9 protein-coding genes and 2 pseudogenes are annotated in these 11,137 nt (G+C 40.4%); 2 read left to right on the forward strand and 9 right to left on the reverse strand.

The window, feature by feature from the left end; genetic code table 11:
- Positions 1–1,718: 1,718 nt before the first annotated feature.
- Together F6K54_RS30645 and F6K54_RS30650 are read right to left on the reverse strand one after the other, a co-directional pair.
- Positions 1,719–2,914: pseudogene (locus tag F6K54_RS30645) on the reverse strand (AAA family ATPase); the annotation flags it as partial.
- A gap of 286 nt (positions 2,915–3,200) precedes the next feature.
- Positions 3,201–4,136: pseudogene (locus F6K54_RS30650) on the reverse strand (serine/threonine protein kinase); the annotation flags it as partial.
- Between the two features lie 292 nt (positions 4,137–4,428).
- Here F6K54_RS30650 and F6K54_RS30655 point away from each other — a divergent pair.
- A complete protein-coding gene (locus F6K54_RS30655) occupies positions 4,429–5,346 on the forward strand; it encodes a histone deacetylase (protein ID WP_293086317.1) in 918 nt (305 codons plus the stop codon).
- Between the two features lie 350 nt (positions 5,347–5,696).
- On the opposite strand, the gene F6K54_RS30660 is transcribed toward F6K54_RS30655, so the two are convergent.
- The 7 genes from F6K54_RS30660 to F6K54_RS30690 form a co-directional block, all read right to left on the reverse strand.
- On the reverse strand, positions 5,697–6,161 hold the full coding sequence (locus F6K54_RS30660; protein WP_366558280.1) for an RNA-guided endonuclease TnpB family protein: 465 nt from the start codon (positions 6,159–6,161) through the stop codon (positions 5,697–5,699).
- The gene (locus tag F6K54_RS30665; RefSeq protein WP_293086319.1) at positions 6,139–6,624 is read right to left on the reverse strand and encodes a hypothetical protein; all 486 of its coding nucleotides are present in this window, start codon (positions 6,622–6,624) and stop codon (positions 6,139–6,141) included. The genes F6K54_RS30660 and F6K54_RS30665 overlap by 23 nt, the downstream gene beginning before the upstream one ends.
- A gap of 106 nt (positions 6,625–6,730) precedes the next feature.
- A complete protein-coding gene (locus F6K54_RS30670) occupies positions 6,731–6,823 on the reverse strand; it encodes a helix-turn-helix domain-containing protein (protein WP_293086322.1) in 93 nt (30 codons plus the stop codon).
- Positions 6,824–6,941: 118 nt separating this feature from the next.
- Positions 6,942–7,454, reverse strand: coding sequence for a L,D-transpeptidase (locus tag F6K54_RS30675; RefSeq protein ID WP_293062714.1), 513 nt, complete (start codon positions 7,452–7,454; stop codon positions 6,942–6,944).
- Between the two features lie 433 nt (positions 7,455–7,887).
- Positions 7,888–8,529 carry a bifunctional 4-hydroxy-2-oxoglutarate aldolase/2-dehydro-3-deoxy-phosphogluconate aldolase gene (locus F6K54_RS30680; protein WP_293086325.1) on the reverse strand — a complete coding sequence of 214 codons (642 nt, stop codon included), beginning with the start codon at positions 8,527–8,529 and terminating at the stop codon, positions 7,888–7,890.
- 265 nt (positions 8,530–8,794) lie between these two features.
- Positions 8,795–9,487 (reverse strand): GDSL-type esterase/lipase family protein, encoded by a 693-nt coding sequence (locus F6K54_RS30685; RefSeq protein ID WP_293086328.1) that lies wholly within the window; start codon positions 9,485–9,487, stop codon positions 8,795–8,797.
- 71 nt (positions 9,488–9,558) lie between these two features.
- The gene (locus F6K54_RS30690; RefSeq protein WP_293086331.1) at positions 9,559–10,788 is read right to left on the reverse strand and encodes a transposase; all 1,230 of its coding nucleotides are present in this window, start codon (positions 10,786–10,788) and stop codon (positions 9,559–9,561) included.
- A 60-nt stretch (positions 10,789–10,848) separates the two neighbouring features.
- Here F6K54_RS30690 and tnpA point away from each other — a divergent pair.
- On the forward strand, positions 10,849–11,137 hold a 289-nt coding region (gene tnpA, locus F6K54_RS30695; RefSeq protein ID WP_293086339.1), incomplete at its 3' end, for an IS200/IS605 family transposase.

The following is an 11,137-nucleotide window of genomic DNA, read 5'->3' on the forward strand; positions in this document are numbered from 1 at the left end:
TCCCGTATGCCCTACGGTACAGTTTAAACCTAAAAAAATTGGTTCTCTGGTACTTGATGCTTAGAGCAATTCCTAAGCACAAGCATTCGGTGTGCATGCGCCCCCTAGCTCTAGTTTTCAAGGTGCATACGCTACAAGGAACGGTAGCTATAGGTTTTTAGAGCGGTTGAATACCTTTTTGCTCTTTTAAGCATAACATAAAGTCCCCCTAAAAGGGGGAGGCTTTAAACCCAATTTTTCGGTAAAAAGTTCATGGGAGCACATTCAGCCCAAGCGCGAAGCTTTTTTCGGCTACTTTCTAATGACAATTTCCCTGGGGAAGAGGATTCGATACACTGCCCATTGCCACTCTCTCTTTCCACGGAACCCGCCAGCCTAGACAGCGCATCATAGAAGTGAAACACAGGCACTAAAAACGTGCTGCTTCCAGCATCAAGATAATTAATTCCCCGCTCAGTCGTCTCCAAGGCGATCGCAACTTTTCCAAAGGTATAGCTCAGGATTAACTTACCCAACAAAAACAGATAGATGGCAAATCGATCGATGCCATCTTCCATCATCTTCACCAGTGTCGTTTCATCGCAGAAGTGACCTGTCAATACTTCAGGTTCAGAACTGACATTGATAAAGTTATCAATGGTTTGCCCGACGATATTAGACCAGTTTACGTAGTTCAGAAACGCTGATAATTCTGAGCTAAAAGTAACCGCTTTGCCCCGAAGTTCATCCAGGGGTACATCACCGCTAAACTGGCCGTACAAGATGTTGAAAACCATGGAGGCTATGGTGTGAATCGAGTCTCCCGCCTCAAGTCCTAAAACGTAGCAGCGTCCCAAATGGTCAACCGCATCTTTGAGGGGCTGTTGAGCCCATAGCAAAAACGCCGCTGCCTTGAAGCCAGCGATGCATTGTATAGCTTTGAGCTGTAAACGGTCTGCCAGAGCAACAGCCAGTCGCCCAAATTGATACCCAATCTCAGGTCGGTTGAGGGTGCCACTCACTGCCAAGCCAAAGTCACTGTATGCCGGGGCAGATAGCTCCGTGCAGCCATCTTGTAGCGACACCTTGAAAGCTTCGCACGCGACCAGGAGAAACAGTAGGTGCTCACTTTGGTATGCCGAAGGGCCGAGGGTGATCAAAATTTTCATGGTGGCAGTCGCCGTTTCATCCTGCGTATTAGGCAAATCAATCAGCTCAGAAATTTTGGTTTCGTCTACCAGCGACAGCGTACTTTCAACCTGCTGCTGAATAACAGCCAATGTTTGGGTTTCTGGGATAACAATTCCCAACTGTTTCAGGATATGAAGTCCCTCTCTCAGAGCCTCTCGCTGTTGCCCCTGCGACTGATACAACAGCAGACGCAACTCATAGGCCCTCATCTGGTCTAATAAATTAGGCGTCTTTTGCAGAATTGTATCTAGCCAATCGTTAGCCAACTCAATCTCTCCCTTTAGCAGAGCAATCTCTGCCACTTCCTCGTGAAGCTGTCGAGTCAACACCTGTTCTGTTTCCCACCCTTCATCAGCGAGCAACTGTATGCCCACTGAAAAATAATGTTTAGCTGCCGCGTATGCTGTTGCGACTCTCGCCTTTCGACCAGCTTTTAAGTTGAGCTGCGATAGCTGTCGGCGATCAGTGAATGTTGAAATCAACGGCAGGCCATAGTTAAGCTGACTAACAATTTCAAAAACTTGTTGTTCTTGTTCCTCTGGCGAAAGCTTCTCCTGTAGGAGACAGCCAAGGCGGTAGTGATTTGCTGCTTTATCTTCCTCTGGAATCAATGTATAGGCAGCCTGCTGAACCCGGTCATGCAAAAAGCGATAGGTGGCGTTGGCGATAGAATCTGCCTCCCCTTGATGGGTATCCTGAAAGAACTTGTAAACCTGACTTGTAGGCAGAATCAAGCCGTCCTGTAGGGCTTCCCATAGATGACTAGCCGCATCAGGGGTCGATTGCCCGGAGATAATGGCTAAGGTTTTTAAGTCAAACTGATTGCCGATACAGGCTGTAAGCTTCATGGCGGTTTGGGTTGTGCTCGACAACTTTTGTAAGCGTCCCACCATAAATTCAACAACGTCACTGGTGAGGGCAAGCTGCCTAATCTGGGTCAAGTTGCATTCCCAGTGACCTGCCTCGGGGTCAAAGGCGATCCAACCGTCCCGATAGAGTCCCTGCAAAACTGTACCGAGAAGAAGGGATTGCCTACGGTTTTTTGATACACAAACTGTGCCAAAGGTTGAGCCAGTTGCCTAGAGCACCCTAAGGTATCAGCGATTAATTGAGTAATATCGGTTTCTGCTAAGGGCTGTAGCGTTAAGGTCGTTATGGTTTTGTTTTGCTTATCAAGTTCGTCTAAGGTCAGCATCAGAGGGTGAGCGGGGAACACCTCGTTATCCCGGTAGGCTCCCAGAACTAAGAGATGGTTGGTGCCAGATTCAGCCATCAACAGTTTCAACAGATTGAGAGATGCTGAATCCACCCATTGCAAGTCATCCAGAAATATCACCAGGGGATGAGCCGGAGTTGTGAAGACCGCAATAAATTTTTGAAACAATAAGTTAAAGCGATTTTGAGCTGCACTTCCCGACAACTCAGGAACGATTGGTTGTTCGCCAATAATCTTCTCTAACTCTGGAATCACATCGACAATAAGTTGCCCGTTTTCCCCTACAGCATTGAGTATTTTGGCTTTCCATTGCTCTAGTTGCGCATCACTTTCACTCAACAGTTGCCCCATCAAATCTCGGAAAGCTTGTAGGAAAGCACTGAAAGGAATGTTGCGCTGAAACTGGTCAAATTTTCCTTTGATAAAGTACCCGCGCTGCCTAACGATGGGTTTGTGAACTTCATTCACTACTGCAGTTTTACCAATCCCAGAAAATCCTGCCACTAGCATCATTTCTACCCTTCCTTCTCCCCCCTTAGTCAGCTATGCTTTACCCACATATTTCTTAACATAAAACTTGACAAAACTGACAAATTATGGGTAAGTCTTAGTTCGGCTTTTTTGGGAGAAAAATGTATGAAAAAGCACATTCATCTGTGAAGCTTTAAGTATTTTTATTTAGACGCTATGATTTTTTCTCCGTGTCTCCCCCTCTCCGTGTCTCCCCGTCCGCACAAGGGTTTCAGGAGTTATGGGTAAGGGATAGCTTAGTAAGGGGGGTATGGGGGGGATTGGCCTTACTAAGGGGAGGATTGGCGACACGCTCGAAAGTATCAAGTAAAGTTTGAACTTCTTTTTCCCTGCCATACAGTTTTTCAGGAATGAGGAAGCGATCGCTCACATCCCGCTCTCCCAACTCAAAAGTCTCAATTTTTCCCACCTTTTCCCATTGATCGAGACATTTTTCTAGGTCGTATTTTAAACCCAAAGCATTCTGATAGCGGTCTTCGGCATTTTTAGCCATCAATTTGTGAATAATATTAACCAAGGGAGTCGGGATTTGGGAATCAATCATTTGAGGTTTTTTAACCAAATGACAATGTATTAATTCCATTGGATCGGTAGCATCAAATGGTAATTTTCCGTTGAGCATCTCAAAAAACATTATACCCAGTGAATAAAAGTCGCTGCGATAGTCGATGCCTCTATTCATTCGTCCAGTTTGTTCTGGGGAAATATAAGCCAGAGTTCCTTCTAAGAGGTTAGGATTTTGAATTTCTTGAGTTTCAAAAGGTAGCACAGAAGCAATGCTAAAATCTATTAATTTTACTTGTTGAGTTTGAGGATGAATCAGTATATTTGCTGGTTTAATATCTTTATGAATAATTCGATGTTGATATAGTTTGTGTAAGATATTTGCTATTTGAATGACAATTTTTAAACAAATTTCTAAGTCTAATGATTCATATTTGTCCAGAGATATTGCTCCATTATCTTCCATCACTAAAGCATAACCGTTGCGATATGTTTCTAAACTTAAGGATTTGACAACTCCGGGTAAATTGAGGTTTTTTGTAATGGTATATTGGTTGCGGAAGTGTAACAGTTCGTTAAAAGTGGGATATTCGTTACGCATAAATTTGATCACGACTGTTTGTGAGTCAGAATCTCGAATGCCTCGACAAACTAGGGTTCGAGTTCCTTCGTAGAGCTTTTGTTTGATTTGATATCCTGGTAGTTTGATGGTCATTGCTCTAGAGTCAGTAATTATGGTAATTATATAAGTATAATACCTATTATCTGATTCTGAGGCTGTTCAAAAAGGCTAAAAGCTTTATCTGTAAATGCTTTTAGATTTAATCAGCAAGCCCTAAATAATTAAGATTAATATCATACACGTGCTTCACCAATAGACATCTCCAAAAATCAAAAATAAAATCAATTATCGTACATAAATTATCAATTATTTCCCCCTATTCCCTATTCCCTATTCCTTCTTTTCTGGAGATGTCTAATGCCATACCTTCTACTTTCTTATTTTTATGAATTTACCAATTATTTATCATCCTAATTATGTTGCACCGATGCCACCCGGTCATCGCTTCCCAATGGCAAAATTTCAACTCCTTTATGAAATGCTACTAGGGGATGGAGTGACAGAAAAATCACATTTTTTTATTCCACAACTGCCACCTTTGGAATGGATAGAATTAGTTCACGATCGCAACTATATAGAAGGATATTGTAACGGCACTTTAGACCGAAAAGCACAAAGACGTATTGGGTTGCCTTGGAGTGAAGCATTAGCAAATCGAACTTGTATTGCTGTCGGTGGTGCAGTATTAACAGCGCAGTTGGCACTCAAACATGGTTTAGCTTGTAATACTGCTGGGGGTACTCATCATGCGTTTCCTAATTATGGGTCTGGGTTTTGTATTTTTAACGATCTAGCGATCGCTGCTCGTGTTATCCAAAAACTAGAATTAGCTCAAAAAATCCTAATTGTAGATTTAGATGTACACCAAGGAGATGGAACTGCCTGGATATTCCAAAATGACCATACTGTATTTACATTTTCGATGCACTGCGGTATCAATTTTCCTAGTAGAAAACAAATTAGCGATTTAGATGTACCCTTACCAGAGGGAATGGATGACGACCGCTATTTACAGATTTTAGCGCAATATTTACCAGACTTGCTGTCACAAGTAAAGCCAGATTTGGTGTTATATGATGCTGGAGTTGATACTCATATCCATGATGCTTTGGGAAAATTAGCTTTGACAGATACAGGAATATTCCGGCGCGAGATGCAAGTATTGAGTACCTGTGTAGCAGGAGGTTATCCAGTTGCTTCTGTTATTGGTGGGGGATATACAAAGGATATGAAATCGCTAGTTTACACTCATTCACTTTTGCACCGTGCTGCTAGAGATGTATTTCAGCAGTATCGACTTTGATTTTTCTCTGTTTTAGGGAACAGGGAACAGGGAACAGGGAACAGGAATTTATCAGAAAAAACATTTATTATTATAGCTACAGGACTTACGCATAACCACCAAATAAAGTGGGGGTTAACGGCCGTTAACTCCTACAAATGGCATATAGTTTTTTGAGTAATTCCTGTTTATATCATATCCAGATAATAGCGCGATAGAAATGTCAAGTAATTACCGTTCTTAGAAACCTACGATAATCTATATAAATCTATGATTATCTGTTCTATTCTTGCTTCTACCTGGCAACGTCGGCGTTATCCAGTCCACAAGCTGACACGGACGTTTGCTTCGCAACGCTGGCGCGAAACGCGTTAGCGTTGCGGAGCAAACTGCCCGCCATAGCTAAATTTAATGCTGCATTCAAATCTCGTTCGCGCTAGCGTTGCGGAGCAATCACAACTGAAATTGCAGTGTTCGCAATTAAAAACGCGCTCTGATAACAATAGAGACTCTTTAACCTGACCACACCTACTGCAAGTCTTAGAACTAGGAAACCATCTATCAACAATGATTAGCTCAGAACCATATAACTTACACTTATATTCTAGCTGTCTACGAAACTCATAAAAACCCATATCGCCAACAGCTTTAGCTAGCTTTGGCTCGGCCATCATACCTGATACATTTAAGTCTTCTATTACTATTTGACTGTGGTTTTTAGCCAAATAAGTAGTCAGTTTATGCAATGTATCTTTTCTGATGTTTGCGGCTTTGTTGTGTAATTGAGCTATTTTGAGTTGTGCTTTCTTCCAGTTAGAGCGAAAACTTGGTTTTATGTCTGTTAAGGTATTGCAGTCGGGATAATTTAGATTCTAACTTTTTTTTCGATTTAGCCCCTTCAAATATCTCGCCAGTTGAGAGTGTAGCTAAAGTTTTTACACCTAAATCTACACCAACTACATCTACTGATTTCTCAGTAACAGATGGTTCTTTCTCTATTTTGAAACTGACAAACCATCTACCTGATGCGTTGCTAATAGTCACGGATTTAGGAATGACTAAACCGGGCAAGATTTCAAATGTTTTGACCCATCCAATTCGAGGCAGTTTTATATGAAACACACCTACCGATATTGAACCATCTAGAGTAAAACTATCATCTCTACCTTTTTTCTTAAATCTAGGTTGACCAGACACTTTGCTGAATCTTCGCTTCCAAGCAACGGATAAATACCTCAAAGCATAGCTCGGCGCTGTTTTAGAAACCTCGTAGTACCAGCAGTTTTTCGGTTTAACCATTGCTACTAAAAGTTTATGCAGGTCGATAGATGTGGGAAATTTCAGTTTACTACCTGGATTATTAGAATTGTGATTAAGAATGTTCCTAGTTAACCATAGTCCCCAATTATAGGCATGGCGAGCTACAAAGCGCGTGTTTAGCCAGCAATGTTTTTTGCTGGTTATTCGGATGTAGTTCAGTATGATATCCAAGTAGCATAAACAGATAATCCCAGATTTTTATAGATCATACCAGATTTTAGCCAACAGTTACAAGCCCTATCAAATTAACTTCTAAATTCTAAATTCTAAATTCTAAATTCTAAATTCTATTCTCTTCACTCATGTACGACTACAGGTGTCCCTACTGATGCCCAGTCAAATAACCATTTTGCGTGATTGACTGCTACATTAGTGCAGCCGTGACTAACTGGGGTGCCAAACATATTATGCCAGTAAGCACCATGAATCGCCATTCCCCCATCATAATACATAGTATAAGGAACGTCGGGAACGTCGTAACCCGGTCCAGTCATTCTCGTACTGCGATATTTTGTCTGTACTCTGAAAGTACCTAAACGAGTAGGGGTTGATGATTTACCTGTGGAAACTATCACTGCATAAACTGCTTTATTTCCTTCCCAGGCAATTAATCTTTGAGTTGATAAGTCAATTGAAATCCAACGTTCCGCTGATTGTTGTAATTCTAACATTCTCGTGGCAATGAGATTTTCCCATCCACTAGCTTTGGTTGGTATTGACCAGGAGAAAAAAGTCGTAATAGTTAGTGCTGTAGCTGCACATATTTTACCAACTTGATACCATTTCTTAGAACTAACTAAGTCTTTCATTATTTATACCTAATTAAAACAAAATTATCAAAATAATATGGGTCTAAAACCCCGCCTTTTAAGGCGCAATATTTTTGGATAGTTGCTCAAATCCCCTACTTCCCCTCCTGGCTCCCCTCCAGGGAGGGGCGGGGGTGGGTTGGGGAGGGGCAGGGGTGGGTTAACTTCTGACTTCTGACTTCTGACTTCTGACTTCGTTAAGGTGTAATTAAGAAATAGATTATTTGGCTTGCACAAATGCGGGATAATTTTAATAGTTTTGTGGAATGGGCATCTTGCCCGTTTCTGATATTTTCACTCCTTGGCAGGGACAGGCAGGATGGGGACAGACAGGATGCCTACCCCCACTTAACTTACCACTTATATTCATCCTGCCCCTCAGCAATGCCGATTATTTTGATTACAGCACTTTTTAAGATGGTAATTTTCAGATTCAATTGTTGGTTGAAAGTTCTCTAACTAGAACCTGAGCTTGTCGAGCGATCGCTTCCCAATTTTGAGCAATTATTAAATCTTTGGGAAATAGTTTCCCCGATAAACCTACAGCAATTGCACCTGCTTTGATAAATTCTTTAGCATTTTCTAAGGTAACTCCACCAGTAGGAATTAGAGGAATTTCTCCTAAAGGTCCTTGCAAACTTGTGATATAAGTTGCACCTCCTACTGATGAAATAGGGTATATTTTAACACAGCTAGCTCCTGCCTGCCAAGCAGTAACTATCTCTGTAGGAGAAAGAGCGCCGGGAATAATTGGAACTGCTGCTATTTTTGCTGTTTGAATCATAGCAGGGTTAGTATGTGGCGTAAAGATAAATTGACAACCAATTTTGAGTGCTTTTTGTAACTCTTCTATATTTAATAATGTGCCTGTGCCAATTATACAAGTGGGTAATTCAGAGCGGAGTAAAGTAATTAATTCTGATGCTTTATGACTGTTCCAAGTGATTTCTATTATGCGAATACCACCAGCAGCAACTGCTTTTGCCATTTTCCTACCAACCTCAATTTCTGAGGCACGAATAACGGCAATTATTCGATTTTTTTGTAATATTTTTAACCAGCTTTCTTGATTCATATTTTGGTAGAGCATAAGCATTCAGCCGTCAGCCATCAGCTATCAGCTATTGGTTTTAGTTTTACGATAAAAGCTTTATTATAATTATCTTACTAGAAAAGTTGGCTCCCTTGCCCTTAAAGTCCAGATTAATTTAAAAACTATCTTTAAGGAGAGAGTCTTGTTGCACTCAAGCTGAAAGCTAATAACTGTTTGCGCAGCATTCCGCAGGAAATGCTTACAATGAAGCTGATAGCTGATAGCTGAAGTGCTGACTGCTTAGATCTTAGCTAGTTAATAAATTCAGATATTCCCATTCCAATACATCTTGTAATAGAGCTTGATAACCTGCAACATTAGGATGAATACCATCTGCACAAAGACGTAATTTCCACCAATTTTCGCCCCGACTTAACCATTTTTCAAACACATCTAAATAAGGAATTTTTCGCTTTAAACAAGCCAACCGAGTTGCCTCTTTATATATAAATTGATCCTCGTGACTATAATATAAACAATCTTGAAAAGGCATTTTATCCAAATTAACAGGAACCATTCCCACAAATAGTACAGGACAAAGTTGCCTTGATGTATCCAATAAATTATCTAAAATTGTTTTAAATTTAGAAAAATCAGTATAGTAACGTCCATTTGGTCTTTGGACTCTGGCAGAATCATTTACCCCAACCGAAAGAATAATAATATCTGGTTGACGATTTCTTAATTCTCCACGATGGTGAAACTCATGTTCCAGGCGTTGTTCTACTTGTAAAACACGGTTTCCCCGAACTCCAAGATTGTACAGTACATGACCAGCACTGTCTGGCAACATCCATTGCCTTCGTAATCTCTCTACCCATCCACCACCTTCATGATCGCCAAAACCATAAACTAAACTGTCTCCCAAAGCAACTATTTTTAAGGGATGATGATTAGTCTGAGAAAAGTGCTTTACAGTCGAAGGGGTGGATATTAACATAAGCAATAAAAATTGGTAATTTTAGTATAAATTTATTAATATTGATTGAATTTTAAGTGACATCTCCCACACTATAGCGTCAGCTTAGTGTGGACTTCTCGTTTCGTAGCCCCGGTATCCCGTCGGGCTCCACGAGCTTTAAGGACGGAATGCCCTACCGCCCTATTTTTTATATTTATTGCCGCATTTAAGTCGCGGTCTATTACTATGCCGCAATGTGGGCAAGAATGAGTTCTTTGTGATAATTCTTTAGGGACTTTTTCCCCACAATTTGAGCAATCTTGGCTAGTATTTTTGGGGTTCACTGCTATGGTTTTCTGTCCAGCATTTTCGGCTTTGACAGCAAGAATAGACAGGAATTGACCCCATCCAGCATCATTAATTGATTTACTCAAACGGGTTTTTGCTAGCCCTTTAATGTTTAAGTTTTCGTGGGCAATAACATCCGCTTTTGATAACAATTCATTAGCTGTTTTGAAGTGAAAGTCTTTAGGCTTGTCAGCTACCTTTTTATGTTGTTTAGCCACAGCTTTTACAGCTTTTAACCATCTTTTGCTGCCTTTCTTCTTACGGGATAAGCGTTTTTGTAGAGTTTTTAATCGCTTCTGAGATGAGCGATAATATTGAGGAATAGGGACTGATTCTCCGTTACTTGTTACCAAAAAGTCTTTTAATCCCATATCTATTCCCAAAGTATTTTCTGAGTTAGGTTTAATATCAGAAGTGAATTGGGGAACCGACTTATCTTCTAGAGATAGCGTCACATAATAACCATCAGCTTTGCGACTAATAGTAACAGTTTTAATTTGAAATCCTTCTGGTATTGGTCGATGCTGAATCAACTTTACCTTACCAATTTTGGGCAAGTTGATCTTATTTCCTTCAATGCAGTCAAGCTTGATTTGAGGATAACAAAAGCTTCGATAACGTCCTTTTCCCTTAAACCTTGGTTTTCCTAATTTATGTCCATTTTTGTCTGCCTTAAACCATCTATCAAAGGCAAGTTTTACCCGTTTTGTGCAGTCTTGTAATACCTGAGAATGAATTAGCTTGTATTCAGGAAACTTATCTTTGGTATTGACTAAATCTTTTTTCTGAGAGTAATAATCTGGATTATCTCTTAGTTGAGGAATTGGCATAACCATTGGGCAAGCATCAACCGGACAGCGGTTTTCTTCCCACCATGAAAACCGCTCATACAGCCGATAATTGTACTGCCGACGTAACAATTCCAGCCACAACTCTATTACTGTGGTTTGTTCTTTTTTGGGCAATAGCTTGTACTGGTAGGCAGTTCGCATATCTGCTTTAATTTGGTGTATGCTTTTATTATAACACCATTTTTTAAAATGGCAACTATTATGCAATCAGATTTTGTATCAAGTGGCCGTTCAGTGTCAGATTTAAAAGCCCATTTAGTTTTAACAACAAAGTACAGGAAAGATGTTTTTACGGCACCAATGCTGACTCGCTTAAATGAAATTCTTGAAGAATTATTAATTAAATGGGAATGCAAATTAATAGAATTTAATGGGGAAGAAAATCATGTTCACATTTTGTTTCAGTATCATCCCAACGTCATGTTAAGTAAGCTAGTTAATAACGTCAAAACAGTCACAAGCAGACGGTTAAGAAAAGAATTTGCAGAAC

It is taken from the genome of Okeania sp. SIO3B5 (genome assembly GCF_010692555.1).
Lineage (GTDB): Bacteria > Cyanobacteriota > Cyanobacteriia > Cyanobacteriales > Microcoleaceae > Okeania.

Excerpts from the sequence above, each read along its gene's own strand:
- F6K54_RS30655 (WP_293086317.1), top strand. The coding sequence starts at position 4,429 with ATGAATTTACCAATTATTTATCATCCTAATTATGTTGCACCGATGCCA.
- F6K54_RS30665 (WP_293086319.1), bottom strand. The coding sequence starts at position 6,624 with ATGGTTAAACCGAAAAACTGCTGGTACTACGAGGTTTCTAAAACAGCG.
- F6K54_RS30670 (WP_293086322.1), bottom strand. The coding sequence starts at position 6,823 with ATGCTACTTGGATATCATACTGAACTACATCCGAATAACCAGCAAAAA.
- F6K54_RS30675 (WP_293062714.1), bottom strand. The coding sequence starts at position 7,454 with ATGAAAGACTTAGTTAGTTCTAAGAAATGGTATCAAGTTGGTAAAATA.
- F6K54_RS30680 (WP_293086325.1), bottom strand. The coding sequence starts at position 8,529 with ATGAATCAAGAAAGCTGGTTAAAAATATTACAAAAAAATCGAATAATT.
- F6K54_RS30685 (WP_293086328.1), bottom strand. The coding sequence starts at position 9,487 with ATGTTAATATCCACCCCTTCGACTGTAAAGCACTTTTCTCAGACTAAT.
- F6K54_RS30690 (WP_293086331.1), bottom strand. The coding sequence starts at position 10,788 with ATGCGAACTGCCTACCAGTACAAGCTATTGCCCAAAAAAGAACAAACC.